The organism is Streptomyces harbinensis (genome assembly GCF_900116145.1).
Taxonomy (GTDB): Bacteria; Actinomycetota; Actinomycetes; order Streptomycetales; family Streptomycetaceae; genus Streptomyces; species Streptomyces carpaticus.
On sequence record NZ_FPAB01000012.1, the window covers coordinates 86,988 to 101,540 of the forward strand.

Sequence of the window (14,553 nt, forward strand, 5' to 3'; positions counted from 1 at the left end):
TCGCTTCAGGGCTGGTTGGTCAGCTGGAGGTAGACGTCCTCCAGGGTGGCGGTGCGGGTCTGGACGCCGTGCAGGCCGCCGGCGGCGCGTTCCACGGCGGCCAGCAGCGGGCCGGCGTCGGCGGTTTCCAGGATCACCGCGTCGCCGTCCAGCGTGGCGGTGGTGACGCCGGGCAGGGCGCGGGCGGCCTCCAGGGTGAGCCGGTCGGCGGGGACGACCAGCCGGGTGGCGGCGGAGCCGGCGGCGATCAGCCGGTTGGGGGTGTCGAGCGCGGTGACCTTGCCGTCCACCACGATGGCGACGCGGTCGCACAGGGCCTCGGCCTCGTCGAGATGGTGGGTGGTGTAGACGATGGTGCGGCCGGCGCCCTTGAGTTCGCGCAGCACCTGCCACAGTTCGCGGCGTGCCTGCGGGTCGAGGGCGGCGGTGGGTTCGTCCAGGAAGATGAGTTCGGGGTCGTGGACGAGGGCGGAGGCGATGGCCAGGCGCTGCCGCTGGCCGCCGGAGAGGTCCTCGACGCGGACGCCGGCCCGGTCGGTGAGGCCGACCCGGGCGAGGGTACGGTCCACCGCCGCCGGCTCGGCGCGGTAGAGGGCGGCGACGGTGGCCAGGTGTTCCCGGGCGGTGAGCCGGACGAAGAACGCCGAACTCTGGGTCTGGAGGCCGATTCTGGGCAGCAGGGCGGTGTCGCGCGGCCAGGGGCGGTGGCCGAGGACGGTGACGGTGCCGCGGTCGGCGCGGCGCAGTCCTTCCATGATCTCGATCAGGGTGGTCTTGCCGGCGCCGTTGGGGCCGAGCAGTCCGAAGAACTCGCCCCGGGCGATGGTGAAGGAGATGCCGTCCACGGCGCGTTGCGTGCCGTAGTTCTTGTGGATGTCCGACAGTTCGACGGCCGGGTCGGCGGTGGGCACGGGGGGCTCCTTCAGCGGGTGAGCAGGGTGTGGACGAGGGCGGCGAGGGTGGCGAGCAGGGCGGCGACGGTGGTGGCGGCGAGCGCGGTGTACGCGGCGTACACCCGGCGGGCGCGGCGCGGGTAGCCGGCCAGCGCGGTGCGGTCGCGGCGCAGGGTGGCGGCGAGGTGGGTGCGGCTGGAGGTGGCGAGGGCGGCGGCGCCGGCGGCTTGGCTGACGATGGTGTAGCCGTCCAGTGGGGGGAGCGGGATGAGCATGGTGAAAGCGTGCAGGGAGCCGAGGAACAGGAGCCCGGCGAGGGCGTTGCTGGTGCCGCCCGCCGGGGCGAGCAGCCACCACAGGAAGAAGGGCAGCAGGACGAGGGCGTTCATCACGGCCCCGGCCGCCGCGATCTGGATACGGCGCCAACGCGTCGCCAGGTAGCGGTAGTTGTCAACCGTGCAATACATGATCACCATCGGTAGCCGCCAGCGCAACCCGATCGCGGAAACCGTTCCGCCGTGGTGGTGGGCGACGACGCCGTGGGCGAGTTCGTGCAGGGCGGTGCTCAGCCACAGCAGGGCGAAGACGGCGGCGAGGAGGACCGGGTGGCCGAGGACGGTGGCGGCGCCGTCCAGCAGGGCGCCGAGGTGCAGGGCGAGGGTGAGTTCCATGGCGGCGATCAGGCCGAGCAGCGGCAGCACGCAGCGGGCGGTCAGCAGCGGGCGCACCGCGCGGTGCAGCCGGGCGGCGGTGGCGGCGGCGTCGGCGACCAGCGGCAGGCTGCCGCGCAGCAGGCGGTTGGCGGGGCGCGCGGCGTCCGGCGGCGGGGCGGCCTCGCCGGCGGGTTCCGGGGCGTCCGCCAGCAGGCCCTTGGTGCCGAGCAGGGCGAGGAGCTGCCGCCAGTTGGCATCGCCGAGCCGCCGGCCGTACGCCTCGGCGTACGCCGCGCCCAGGTCGCCGAGGGTGCGCCGGCCGTCCATCCGGGCGAGCAGGAAGTGTTCGCGGACGCCGATCTCGAACGACTGGCCGCTGCCGGGGTGCCGGACCAGGTGCACCGTGCGCGGCCCGTGCAGCAGCGGCTCGCTCAGCAGGACGCCCTCGCGCAGGACCGGGCGGTAGTCGGCCGGGGCGGCGGCGGTCACGAGGTCATCACCCAGCCGCGCAGGGCGCGTCCCAGGACGTGGGAGAGGTACGCCTCGTCCTGGATGGTGACGTGCAGCCGGTTGTTCGTCATGTGCATGTAGGGGGACAGCAGCCGGACCAGCGCCGCGTCCGGGTCGGTGATCCGCTCGTCCCGGTCGCCGTCCCAGGACCGGAACACCAGCCGCCCGTCCACCGCCAGCGCGTGCGCCCGCTCCCGCAGCGCCACGCAGTGCTCCGCCCAGCCCGCCAGGAACCCGGGCAGCCGCCCCGGCTCCCCCGCCGTGAGCGCGGCCCGGATCCTGGCGTACCAGCGGGCCAGCTCCGGGCCGACCTCGTCGGCCTTGCGCTCGTACTCGGTGGAGCCGATGAACCCGGTGCCCGGGAACGCCCGGTGCCAGAACGTGTAGTAGCTGTCCAGGTAGTCGGCCAGCTCCCGCTCGCCCGGGATGAACGCCGCCGCCATCACCGTCATCAGCTGCGCCGAGGTGCCCAGCAGCACGGTGCGCAGATGCAGGTTCTTGGTGCGGAAGGCGTCGATGACCAGTTCGCTGGAGTGCCGGAAGTGCCACTCGGCCAGCTCGATACCGGCGGGGCCGCCGTACTTGCCGTACTCCGGCTCGTAGGGCATCGGCGCGTGGCTGTTGTTGGGCCGCAGGTTCATCCGGCCCTCGGCGTCCAGGTATCCGGCGCGCTCGTCCGCGCGGAACTCGATCTCGAAGAGCTGGTTGTAGAAGTCCTTGAGGAACCCGGCGTCCACCTCGTACAGCGCGGGCCGTTCGGCGAGGAACGCGTCGACCGCCGCGCCGGTACGGCGGCGCACCTCCGGCCCGGCGGCGGCGTCCACCGGCTTCAGGCGCAGCCGGACGTGCGGGCCCTCCAGCCAGTAGTTGATGAAGAACCAGCCGGCCAGCAGCCCGTCCGCCTCCAGTTCCGCGACCAGCGGGCGCACACAGTGCAGCAGCAGCGGGCGCGGGTTGGCGGCGTAGTGGATGTGGGTGGCCTGCCAGGCGCCGGACGGGGCGGCGGGTGCGGTCATCAGAAGGTCTCCACGGACAGCTCGGCGACATGGGTGCCGCGTTCGGTACGGGTGTGGGCCGCGTCCTCGTCGGGCAGCGCCTCGCGGAAGACGGCGCGGGCGGCCGGGGACTTCAGCAGCGCCTCGAAGGCGGCGAGCGACAGCGGGCTGTCGAAGTCCAGGTACTGCGGCTTGGCGCCGGTGGCGCCGCGCGCCCCGCTGTCGGCGACGGTCACGAACACCCGCGCCGGCAGCCGGTGCCGGCGTCGCCAGCGGTGCCAGCCGAGGAACCACTCGGGCTCGGCGGTGCCCGGGGCGCGCAGCGGCAGGACGGCGGCGGGCGCGCCCCAGCTGCGGCGGGCCAGCACCAGGTCGCCGTGGCGCACCCGGGGGCGCCGGGTGACGCCCTCGTCCGGCTCGGCGGCGGGCACCCCGCCCCACACGTCGACCGGGGCCATGGAGCTGGGCGAGAGCAGCAGCAGGGTGCGCGGGATCTCCGGCAGGGCGAGCGGCACCAGATACCCCAGGTAGACGGGGATGACCTCGGTGCCGCCCAGCCGTGCGGAGCGCAGCGCGAGCCGGTCGGCGGCGGTGTCGTGCTCCAGGTAGAGGTCGTCGAGGTGCAGCCGGTCCGCTTCCGGTACGCCGCTGGTCTCGCCGGGGCAGACGATCTCGTAGTCGGTGAGCCGGGCGTGCAGATTGAGGTTGGAGGTGACCGGACCGCCGGTGACCTCGGCGAAGACCGCGCCCTCCGGGGTGAGGGCGCGGGTCCGCTCGCGCAGCGCGGCGGTGGTGGCCTCCCCCAGGCAGTGGGTGAAGCGGCTGAACGGGAAGGACAGGCCGCCGTAGGAGCGGTTGAGGACGGCCAGGTCGCCGGCGAGCTGGACGTGGTGGCTGTAGAGCGGACGGGCGGGGGCAGCGGGCGCGAGCGCGGCGGCGACGTCGTCGAGCAGGGCGGCGTCGAGGACGAGTTCGTCCCCGTCCCCGGCACCGGGCCCCGTACCGGTGCCGGTCCCGGTGTCGGTGGTGTGCCGCTCCCAGCGGGCCCGCATGCCGTCCGCGAAGGCGCGGCGGGCCGCGTCCACGGCGGTGAGGGCGGGCAGCCCCAGCCAGTTCGGCTCCGGGACGTAGCGGCCCTGCTCGTCGAAGGCGGTGCGGCGGGAGGTGAAGGAGAGATACTGGTCGAAGAAGTCCTCGTGGAAGTCGTGCACCAGCTTCAGCAGATCGTCGCAGCGCCCGCCGCGCCCGTACCGGGCCAGGAAGAAGCCCTGGAAGGTGATGCGCTGGGGCAGCGTCAGATCGAACGCGGGCAGGACGCGTTCGACGGCGCGCAGCCCGGTGGCGACCGGCCGCTCCCAGGCGGCGCGCGGGGTGCGGACGTCCGGGGCCAGCGCGTCCTCGTACAGCAGGGTGCGCGGGACGCGGGGCGTGGTGGCGCCCAGCTCCCGCTGGAGTCCGGCCAGCTGTCCGCGCAGTTCGGCCAGGAGCGTACGGCGCTCGGCGGGCGCGGCGTGCGGGTAGCGGTCCAGGGCGGCGGCGGGCGCGTCGAGCGCGGCGGCGACGCGGTCCGCCCACGGGCGGCCGAGCGTGCGCAGGGAGTCCTGGAAGGCGCGCAGCGGGTCGGTGTCGTGCACCTGGGTGCGCAGCGCGGGGATCTGCACCATGCCGACGTCGAGGAGGGCACCGAGGTACCGGTCCACCTCGGCGGGGCCGGCGCCGCTGACCTCGGTGAGCCAGGCGGCGAGTTCGCCGTGCCGCAGGACGGGGCGGCGCTCGAAGAGGCCGAGCATCCGCTCCAGGGCGCCGCTGCGGCGCAGGAAGAACAGCCGGTCCTTGACGGTGTCGAACGTGACGGCGGTGTCGTCGTCCCCGGCGGTCACCCAGCGCCGTACGTACCGCACCCGGTCCTCCTCGCGGCCCCAGCCGGAGGCGAGGGTCACCGGCAGATCGGCGCGGCGGGCCGGGTCGGCGGCGATGGCCTCGGCGACGCGGCCGAGGGCGAGCACGTTGAGGCGCGGGTGGCTGCGCCACGGCCCGGCGGCGTCCAGGACGCGGCCGGTGGTTCCGGCGGCGCGGTCGGTGCCGTCGGTGCCGTCGCCCCCGGCCGGGCCGGTGAACTCGCCGAGCGCGACGCCCGTGAAGGTGGCGAACGGGCTGGTCTTGGCGGCGGTGCGGTACAGGTACGCGAGCAGGGACCGTTCGATCTTGCGCGCGCGTTTGTCGTCCTTCGGGTTCCGCAGATGGCCGTCCAGCTGCCCGTCGAGCGCCGGTGAGGCGAGCAGCAGCCCGGCGCGCAGCCGCTCCTCGGCGGCGAGTTCGCGCAGCGCCGCGCGGGCGGCGGCGGTCTCCTCGCGCAGCAGGTCCTCGCCCTCGGCGGTGCGGCGTTCCAGCTCGCGGCGGGCGGTGAGCCAGCCGGCCAGTGCCGCCCCGGTGGCCGGGTCGAGCCCCTCGACCAGCGCCAGGCCCGTCCCGGCCGCGTGCGGCAGCCGGTTGTTGAACACCTCGCGCCGCAGCCGCAGCAGCGTCCGCCGGGCGGCGGCGTCGGTGTCGGCCGTGCCGGTCCGTCCGACCAGCTCGTGCAGGAGATCGCCGACCCGCTCGCCCTCGGCGGCCAGCCGCGCGGTGCGCTCCAGTACCTCGTCCGCCCACGCCCGGGCGCCCGGAGCGCGCAGCCGGCGCACACTCTCCACCGGCAGCCCGCCGAGGCGCAGCATGAAGTGCCGTCCCAGGGTCATCGTCCGCACCTCCCGCCGGGACGGGCAGCGGGGCGCCCGGCAGGTGCCGCACGGCGCGCCCCCGCGCGGCCCGGCGCGGCGGCGGCCGGGTGTGCCCGCCCGTCTCCGCCCCGGGCGCCGCGCACCGCGCCGGTGCCGGGCCGTGCGGCAGCGGCGACCGGACCGACCGCCGATGGACGCGCCGCTCCCGCGGCCCGGACGGCGCCCGGTGACGCCGGAACGCCGGGCCTGCCGGAAGCACCCGGCAGCCCGGGGCGGTTGCTGCCGGAACCGTCCACCGGCGGTGGGGCCGGGGCCGGGGCCGGGGGGTGGGGGTTGCTCCGCACGGTCTGGTCTCCTTCGGGCGGCGGTCAGGCGATCTCGTAGCGGAAGTCGGCGGGTGCGGGGCGTTCGTGGCCGAGGAGCATGATCAGCAGCGGGGCCTCGTCCGTGCCCTCCAGGTCGAGTTCCTCGCGGTAGGAGAGGTTGTCGAAGCCCAGCGCGACGCCGCAGCCGATGCCGAGCGCCGCCGCGGCCGTGTAGGTGGCCTGGGCGATGGCGCCCACCGTGGCGTTCACCAGCCGGTACCCCCGGTCGCCGACCGCCTCCAGGACGGCGCGGGTGCGTACGGTCGGCACCAGGACGACGCCCGCCTGCTCCAGGTTGTAGTTGGACAGGAAGTAGTTCTTCTGGAGGAAGGGGCCCGGCGCCCCTGCGCTCACCAGCCGCAGTGCGCGCCGCTCGGGGTCGTAGGCGTACGCCCCGGGCTCGACGCCGTCGACGTGGTTGACGAAGGCGTACAGCGTGGCGAGGCGCGCGCCGCCGCCGGCCGCGCCGCTGTCGCCGCCGAGTTCCGCGCCCGCGTGGGCGGCGGCCAGCGCCGCCGTCAGCTGGGCGGCGCTCAGCCGGCGGTGCGCCGCGAACCGGCCGAAGCTGCTGCGCCGGGCGCGCAGGGCCCGCCGTACGTTCATGGTCAGCGGCGCGGGTTCCGGCAGGTCCTGTGCGGCGGCCGGCCGCCGGGCGGGCGGGTGCGCCGCGGCCGGGGCCAGCGCGCCGGGGGCCGGGCGGTCGGTGGCACCGGCGGCGGTGGCCCGCTGCATCGCGCGCAGCGCATCGAAGGTGAGGACGCGGCGGGAGCGTTCGGCATCGGTACGGCGCACCGCGACCGGCGCGGCCTCCGCCGCCCGGCCCGCCGCCCGGCCCGCCGCCGCGCGCGGCTCCCCCGCCCAGGCCAGCGGCACCACGGCGAAGACGCCCTCCGCCTCCGGCTCCACGCCCAGCAGCCGTTGCAGCCGGGCCTCGTCGAACCACAGCGCCGGCTCGATCTCCAGCCCGCGCGCCCGGGCCCACAGCCGCCAGGTGCCCAGCAGCGCGCCCAGGTCCATGCTCACGGCGTGGAAGGAGAAGCTGTTGTACTTGAACGCGTTCTGCCAGTACTTGATGCCGAGCACCAGGTACTGGTCGGTGGCGGCGGCCCCCGGCGCCTCCGCGCCCAGCGCCGCCCGGATCTCGCCGGTCACATCGCCGGTCAGCAGCCGCCGCATGCCGTGGTGGCGCGCGGAGTAGTAGTGCAGTCCGGGCAGTCCCGGGCCGGCGGCACCCGACGCCCAGTACACGGCCACCGGGTAGAGGCCGCCGCCGGAGGCGGTGCCGCGCGACCAGTTCGCCATCGGGTAGTTCGGCAGCGCGCTCAGATCGGTGTTGGCCTGCACGCCGAGCCGGCGGCCGGTCAGCCCGTACGAGTCGCGCAGCAGCCCGGAGAGCGCGGCGAGGTCGAACCGGCCCGGGGCCGCCTCCGTACCGCCGCCGAACAGCCCGTGGGCGACGGTCGCGCCCGCCGGCACGCCGCCGTCGTCGGCGGGCAGCGGCACCGTCCCGGTCCCCGGGTAGAACTTGGTCTTGCGCGGCCCGTCGCTCCAGTCGGGCACGAAGTCCACCGGCTCCATCGGGACCCGGCCGCGCGCCATGATCGCGTCCGCGTAGGTCTGGGCGTACCCCATGGGTTGGCTCCGATCAGGGGAAGGGGTGGGGGGCGGGGTTGAACTCGGCCGGGGTGAGGTCGGTGGTGCGCAGCCCTGCCTCGCGCAGCGCGGTGCGCAGCCGGGGCATGCCGAGCGCCCGCTGTCTGGCCCAGCCGAAGTCGATGGGCAGCAGCCCGGGGACCAGCACCGAGACGGTGGTCAGGCCGAGATCGCGCTGTTCCGGCATGGTCTGGTCGACGACGATCACATCGAAGCCGGCGGCGGTGACGGCGGCCGTACAGGCGGCCAGGTCCTCGCGGATGTCGCCGGAGACGGCCGGGACCGTACCGTCCCCGAACCGGTCCGCCAGCGGATGGCGCCGGCCGCGCGGTCCGTCCAGCAGGAAGGCGGCGTGCTCGCCCATCTCCGGGACGCCGTACACCAGCGGGTGGTCGTGCAGGGCCCGCACCAGGTCGAAGTCGGCGGCCATGGCGCGCAGCCGTGCCTCGTCGCGCTCGGTGCGGCCGGTGAGGTTGACGGCGTCGGTGGCGATCTCGCACAGCGCGGAGGCGAGCGCGGACTCCGGGTCGAGGCCGGCGCCGGCGCCGAAGCACATCCGGCCCATGCCACCGTCTGGGCGGGCGGCGACGGCGGTGATCACCGGGACGGGGAAGCTGATCCGGGTGTCGAAGAACCGCGCCTCGTAGCCGTACATCGCCAGCCGGTCCACCATGTGCCGGGTGGCGGGGCGGGTGCTGGAGTACGGGTCGAGTTCGGGGAGGGCGGCGCGGCCGTACCAGGCGAGCAGGAACGCGTCGCGCTCGATGACCTCCATGAGCCCGAAGTAGACGGCCTCCTCCAGTGAGCCGCCGGAGGCGCAGCCGTTGGAGGACTCCTGGACGAAACGGTTCTCCAGGCCGGGCGCGTGGTAGTACGTCAGCACCTCGGGCACCAGCAGCGGGCGGTCCTCGCGCAGCGAGTGGCCCCACACCCAGGGCACGACGCGGTCCGGGGCGAACGGCGGGATGTGCGGGTTGGCGCGGTGGAACGCGTCCGAGTACAGCCCGCAGAGGCGCGGATCGAGCGCGGGCACGCCCCGGGCGCGCAACCCGTCGAGGCTGTCGCGGACGGCGGCGGTACGGGCCCGGGCGCGCATGCCCGCGTACCGTTCCAGTCCCTCCAGGATCCCGATGCGCACGCTGTGCCCGAAGGTGTCGGCGTGCCCGCCCCAGAACGTTTCGCGCAGGTACGCGCCCGAACGCAGCGAGAAGCAGCCGATGGTCGCCGAGGTCGAGGTGGAGGAGATGTCGTGGACGACGCCGGGCCCGAGCGCCCCGCACACCGGGTTGGCGTAGGCAGCGGTGGGCAGGTCGTAGGAGCCGATGTCCCGGACCCGGAAGGTGCCGGGCCGGTGCTTGGGCGCGGGGCGCAGGGTGAGCGTGGCGGCCTCGGCGGTGTCGGGTTCGGTACGGCCGCAGGCGGGGCATTCGGGGTCGGGCAGCAGCGGGTAGCGGCGGACGCCGAGGGTCTGGAGGTCGATGAGGTGGACGGCGGCGCGCGGCCCGCCGGCCGCCTCGCGTGCGGCGATGAGCGCGGTGACGGCGTCGGCGGCGAACGGCGTGGCGTACGGGGAGGGGCCGGCGGCCCGGGTGGCCGGCGGGGCACCGGGGGCGGCCGGGTCGGTGGGCAGTTCCAGGGCGTCGCGCAGGGCGACGGACCTGACGGACTGCCAGCGGCGCTCCAGGCAGCGGGCGCACGGGCGCGTCGTGCCACCGTCCGGGGCGGGCAGCGGGCCGACGACCGCGTAGCGGCCGTAGAGACGGACGGGGACCCGCCGCCCGTCGACCGGGCTGGTGTCGGTGAGCGCGTCGCGGAGGCCGAGCGGCGCCACGTCGGTGCCGGGGCGGGCGCGGTCGATGAGGGCGGCCAGGTCAGCGGTGGGCACGGGGCACCTCCGGGGCGCCGGGGCGCGGGGCGTGGCGACGGGCCGGGGCAGTGGGACGGGGACGGTGGCGGCGGCGGTCAGGGGCGGGCATCGGCGGCCTCCGTCAGCAGGATCCGGGCCGTGTGCAGGCCGCCGGCCGCGAGGTCGGCGGGAGTGGTGTCGGCGTACAGGACGTCGCGGCCCGCCGCGCGCAGCCGCTCCAGCACGGTGTCCGGGGTGGTGTCCGGGGCGGCCGGGGCGGGGGTGTCGGTGACGGCGAGGGCGCCGGGGGCGAGGTCGGGCAGCAGCGGGTCGCCGGAGTCGGCGTCCGGCAGCTGGGCCTGGCCGAGCAGATCGCGCAGCGCGGTGACCGCCGCCGCCCGGCGGCCGAGGTCGGCACCGATCGCCCACCGGCCGTCCGCCGCGCGGGCCAGCACCACATGGGCGCCGGAACGTTCCGCCTCGCCGAGATCGAGCAGCTCGACGGCGAGATCGAGCCGCCGCGCCGAGGTGTACAGGAACGTCAGCTCGGCGTCGTCGGCGTCGGCCACGCCGCTCCCCCCGGTCTCGCCCGCGCCGTCGCCACCCGCCGCGCCGTCGCCCGCCGCGTCAGCGGCTCGCGCGCCGTCGCCCGCCGCCCCCGTGCCGTCCCCGGTCACCGGCTCCAGGGGCCGGATGCGGGTGGTGCCGCGCAGCGCGTGGGTCAGTGCGTCCAGTGCCAGCGCCGACAGCAGCGCGTGCCCGGCCGCCTCCGCCGCACTCTCGCCCGCGCCGGTGCCGCCGCTGCCCACCACCTGCCGCCCGTCGCGGTTGTGCGGGCCGTAGGGGCGCAGCGCGGCGGCGGGGACGGCGGTCCGTTCCTTGGTCAGCAGCGAGGTGGCGGCGCTCCACGCCGCGACCTGCTCCGTCCGCCCGGCGAGCGCCACCGGCAGGGCGCCGGGTCCGCCGGGCAGCAGCGGCGCCGGGACGACGCGTTCCACGTACACGGCCGCCGCCGTGCGCAGCGCGCGGAGCCGGGCGCCCGCCAGGTGGTGCACGTCGAAGGCGGCGAGGGTGCGGCGACCTCCCGCGCTGCCCAGCGGAAGTTCCAGCCGGGCCACCTTGAGCGGCAGCTGGGTCAGCGATTCATCGTCGTAGCGGGCGAAGACCCCGGCGTGCGGCCGGACCAGGGCGGTGGCCAGGGTGTTCAGCCGGTCCACCAGAGCCTCGGCGTCGCGTGCCGAGGCCACTGTCGCGGTCCGGGCCACGCTCAGCGCGTCGGGCAGCGGCGCGGCCGTGGCGCCGGTCGTCTCCGTGCCGCCGCCCGGCACGCTGCCGGGGCCGCACAGCTGGCAGCGCGGGTGGGGGCGCAGCGGTTCGGCGACGACGTCCAGCGAGTCGAGATCCTGGATGAGGATCTGACCCTCCGTCTCGGCGGGCAGCGCGCCGGTCGCCGTGCGGAAGACCTCGTAGCCGAGCAGGTTCCCGGTCATCGCGGCGATCGGCCCGGTGAGCGGTCCGCCGTCCGGCGCGCCGGGTTCGGTGACGGCGCCGGAGGCGATCTCGCTCCAGCGTTCGGCGGCGGCCTGGGCGTCCACCGAGGCGCCCAGCCGCAGCAGGGCGCAGGAGACGCAGCCGCTGCCGCCGGGCACGGCGGCGGGGCCGGTGACGACCCGCTCGCCGAAGGTCCACACCGGGATGACGCGCTGTCCGGCGGGCAGTCCGGCCGACAGCAGCGCGTGGGTGCGGATCAGCGCGTCGGCGCCGGTGACCAGGACCACGTCGGCGTCCGCCGCCCCGGCCCCGGCGGTGACCCGCGCCCCCGCCTCGGCGGCCTCCTCCCGTACCCGCTCGGTGACCTGCTCCGCCGTGACGGCGGCGGCGCCGTTGCGGATCAGGCTGAGCTGCGCCCACTCGGCCGTCTCCCCGGTGCCCAGGACCAGCACCCGGGTGTCGCGGAACCGGGCGAACCGCCGCCGCGCGTCGTCCGCGTAGTGGTCGACGTAGGCGATCTGGGCGGCGAACCGCTCGGCGACCTCCGCCGTCAGCACGTCCGCGTCGCCCGCCGCCGGTTCGCGGGCGTCGCGCGCGAAGTCCCGTTCGAGGAGCTGGCCGACGAGCGAGGCGACCATCGCGCGCTGCTGGTCGCCCATGCCGGCGCAGATCTCGCGCAGCGGCGTGCCGCCGTCCAGGTGCGGTACCAGCAGGGTGGCGAACTTGTAGGCGGTGCGCCCGGTCAGGTGGAAGCCGCCGTCGGCGTTGTGGAACAGGACCCCGCCCGGGGTCCGGGTGTACAGCACGTCGCGCCGGATGCGCGGACGGGTGCCGGCGAGGTTGTCGAACGCTGCGGCCATGCCTGTCTCACACCTTCTGTCGGTCTCGGGTTCTGGCGTAGCCCCGCAGCAGTGGATGCATGCGGTACGGGCCGGGCGGCCCGTCCTCCAGCAGGCCGGCGTCGGCCAGGCGCTCCAGGGCGGTCTCGGTCTCGGACTCGGTCAGGTCGAACGGGCCGGCCACGGCGCCCGCCGCGTCGGCGGGGTGGAAGCGCTCGCGGCCGAGCCGGCCGAGCGCCGCGAACACCTCGGGCAGCGGCGGGGCGAGCCGGGCCAGGGCGCCGTCCAGTACCCGGGGGACGGACAGCCGCGGGTCGTCGGGGAGGGCGAGCCGGGCGAGCGGGTCGTCGGTGAGCCAGCCCACCGCGTCGGCGAGCCGCAGCGCGGGGCGGGTGAGCAGCCGGGCGGCGGCGATGCGCAGGGCGAGCGGGTGACGCCCGCACAGCAGGGCGAGTTCGGCGGCGGCGCCGGGTTCCGCGGCGACCCGTTCGGGGCCGAGGGCGGCGCGCAGCAGGTCGTGGGCCTCGGCGGGGGTGAAGGTGTCGAGCCGGGTGACCCGGCCGCCGTGGGTGGCGACGAGGGCGGCGAGGTGGCGGCGGCTGGTGACGAGGGTGGCGGCGCCGCGCCGGGCGGACAGCAGCGGGCGGACCCGGTCGGGGTCGGTGACGTCGTCGAGGACGAGCAGGGTGTGCGGGTCGGCGTCCGCCCGCGGTTCGGTGGCGGGGTCGGCCAGGTCGAGGAGCCGGCAGCCGCCGGGGAACCGGTCGCGGACGAGGTCGGCGACGTGCCGGGCGAGTGCGGTCTTGCCGATGCCGGGGGCGCCGCAGATGAGTTCGGTACCGGGGCGGTCGCCGGTGAGCCGGGCCACCAGGGCGGCGGTCTCGGTGGCGCGTCCGGTGAAGGAGGGCACCGGTGTCCAGTGGCCGGGGGCGGTGCTGTCGGCGGCCGGCGGCGCGTCGGCCGCCGCACCCGGTACGGGCAGGGCGGGCGGTACGGGCTGCCGGGGCCGGGCCGGGGCGGCCGGCGGCAGCGCGGCGGTCTCCGGCGCCGCGGGCAGGGCGGGTGGTGTGCTCGCCGGGGCCGGGCCGCCCAGGTCCTCGCCGCGCAGGATGGCGAGTTCGAGTTTCTGGAGCGCGGGCGAGGGATCGACGCCGAGTTCGTCGCGCAGGTACTCCTTGAACTGCCGGTACTCGCTCAGCGCCTCGGACTGCCGCCCGGTGCGGTACAGGGCCTCGATCAGCTGTTCGCGGAACCGGCCGTGGCTGGGGTGGTCCCGGGTGGCGCTCCACAGTTCGACCAGGGCGGCGCCGCAGTCGCCGAGCGCCAGTTCCAGGTCGCACACCCGCTCCACGGTGCGCAGCCGCTCCTCCACCAGGCGCGGCACCTCGTCGCGGTGCATGGTCGGGGAGCGGACGTTGGCGAGCAGCGCGCCCTGCCACAGGGTCAGGGCGTGGCGCAGCGCGGCGAGTTCGGCGGCCGGGTCGTCGCCGAGCGCGGTGGCGTGCCGGACGCGGGCGCGGAACTCGATGAGGTCGAGCGTCCGTTCGTCGGCGGTGATGCGGTAGCCGCCGGGCGCGGCCTCGATGGGGGTGTCCAGCACGTGCTGGCGTTCGAAGAGCCGGCGCAGCCGCAGGACGCAGGTCTGGAGGGCGGCCTTGGCGGTGGCGGGCTGGTCGTCGCCCCAGATCATCTGCTGGAGGTAGCCGGCGGAGACGATGGTGTTGGAGCGCAGGAGCAGGGCGGCCAGCAGGTTGGTGGGTTTGGAGGGACCCAGGACGACGGTCTCGGTGCCGTCGGTGATGCTGAGGGGGCCCAGGAGCTGGAAGCGTACGGCCACCGCGCTCCCCCTCCCCGTTCCGTCCTGCCTGTTGTTCGGTGTCCCGAACGGTACGGACGGCGTGTGCGGCGCGGGGAGGGGCGGCGGCGTCAGCTTCTTGCAGGGGTGCTGCTCAGGTTGCTGTCAGAAGTGGCACAAGCGGGTCAGTTCCGCCAGGGCGCGTAGTGCGGGTTGTCCACGCAGTCCGACATGATCTCGGTGTTGGTGGTCTTGTCGATGGGGCAGGCGCCTGCGATGAAGGCGGGGTCGATGCCGCCGGGGAAGGCGACTTCGGCCTGGTGGGCGTACTTGTGGTCGTCGCCGATGGTGGCGTTGACGTCGATGCCGCCGGGCGCGTCGATGTAGTAGTTGTAGGCGGCCTTGCGCCAGTCCTTGTACAGGTCGTGGTCGTAGGTGGTGCTGACGAACGGCGAGGGCTGGTTGTTGAGCACGTACGCCTGGAGGTCGTACTGCCCGGTCGCGGTGTCCCAGGGCAGGAAGCCCTCTTCGAAGATGATCTCGGGGCCGCGGGATTCGGCGCGGTACAGCTGGCGGCAGTTGTCGCGGTAGGACGGCTCGGGGGTGATCCGGTCGAGGTCGACGTCCTGGACGGCGGCGGCGTGCAGCCGGTCCTCGACGACGGGGCAGACCACGGCGGTGGCGGTGGCCGCGCCGGTCGTGGCGCCGGCGGTGGTGAACAGCAGGGCGAGCGGCAGCGCAACGGCCGCCGCGCGGCGGGTGATCCGGGTGGTGATCCGGGTGGTGAAGGTCATGC

At 76.0% G+C, this 14,553-nt stretch carries 9 protein-coding genes; all 9 read right to left on the bottom strand.

Translation table 11 applies throughout. The features are described 5' to 3' along the window. Positions 1–5 precede the first annotated feature (5 nt). A complete protein-coding gene (locus tag BM385_RS24470) occupies positions 6–911 on the bottom strand; it encodes an ABC transporter ATP-binding protein (RefSeq protein WP_019434311.1) in 906 nt (301 codons plus the stop codon). 11 nt (positions 912–922) lie between these two features. Continuing rightward, the gene (locus tag BM385_RS24475) at positions 923–2,035 is read right to left on the bottom strand and encodes a M50 family metallopeptidase (RefSeq protein WP_093844387.1); all 1,113 of its coding nucleotides are present in this window, start codon (positions 2,033–2,035) and stop codon (positions 923–925) included. After that, positions 2,032–3,072, bottom strand: coding sequence for a lantibiotic dehydratase C-terminal domain-containing protein (locus BM385_RS24480; RefSeq protein WP_093844388.1), 1,041 nt, complete (start codon positions 3,070–3,072; stop codon positions 2,032–2,034). The genes BM385_RS24475 and BM385_RS24480 overlap by 4 nt, the downstream gene beginning before the upstream one ends. Further along, complete coding sequence (locus BM385_RS24485) at positions 3,072–5,786, bottom strand: lantibiotic dehydratase (RefSeq protein WP_019434314.1); 2,715 nt, start codon at positions 5,784–5,786, stop codon at positions 3,072–3,074. Before BM385_RS24485 ends, BM385_RS24480 begins: the two co-directional genes overlap by 1 nt. Before the next feature lie 350 nt (positions 5,787–6,136). Then, on the bottom strand, positions 6,137–7,765 hold the full coding sequence (locus BM385_RS24490; RefSeq protein WP_093844389.1) for a nitroreductase family protein: 1,629 nt from the start codon (positions 7,763–7,765) through the stop codon (positions 6,137–6,139). Positions 7,766–7,778: 13 nt separating this feature from the next. Next, on the bottom strand, positions 7,779–9,722 hold the full coding sequence (locus tag BM385_RS24495) for a TOMM precursor leader peptide-binding protein (RefSeq protein ID WP_106438450.1): 1,944 nt from the start codon (positions 9,720–9,722) through the stop codon (positions 7,779–7,781). 26 nt (positions 9,723–9,748) lie between these two features. Next, on the bottom strand, positions 9,749–11,983 hold the full coding sequence (locus BM385_RS24500) for a TOMM precursor leader peptide-binding protein (RefSeq protein WP_093844390.1): 2,235 nt from the start codon (positions 11,981–11,983) through the stop codon (positions 9,749–9,751). Between the two features lie 7 nt (positions 11,984–11,990). Continuing rightward, on the bottom strand, positions 11,991–13,799 hold the full coding sequence (locus tag BM385_RS24505) for an AfsR/SARP family transcriptional regulator (RefSeq protein ID WP_093844391.1): 1,809 nt from the start codon (positions 13,797–13,799) through the stop codon (positions 11,991–11,993). A 143-nt stretch (positions 13,800–13,942) separates the two neighbouring features. Further along, on the bottom strand, positions 13,943–14,551 hold the full coding sequence (locus BM385_RS24510; protein ID WP_093844392.1) for an ADP-ribosyltransferase: 609 nt from the start codon (positions 14,549–14,551) through the stop codon (positions 13,943–13,945). Positions 14,552–14,553 lie beyond the last annotated feature (2 nt).

Coding starts and splice junctions, on each gene's coding strand:
- BM385_RS24510 (WP_093844392.1), bottom strand. CDS start 14,551: ATGACCTTCACCACCCGGATCACCACCCGGATCACCCGCCGCGCGGCG.
- BM385_RS24490 (WP_093844389.1), bottom strand. CDS start 7,765: ATGGGGTACGCCCAGACCTACGCGGACGCGATCATGGCGCGCGGCCGG.
- BM385_RS24500 (WP_093844390.1), bottom strand. CDS start 11,983: ATGGCCGCAGCGTTCGACAACCTCGCCGGCACCCGTCCGCGCATCCGG.
- BM385_RS24480 (WP_093844388.1), bottom strand. CDS start 3,072: ATGACCGCACCCGCCGCCCCGTCCGGCGCCTGGCAGGCCACCCACATC.
- BM385_RS24485 (WP_019434314.1), bottom strand. CDS start 5,786: ATGACCCTGGGACGGCACTTCATGCTGCGCCTCGGCGGGCTGCCGGTG.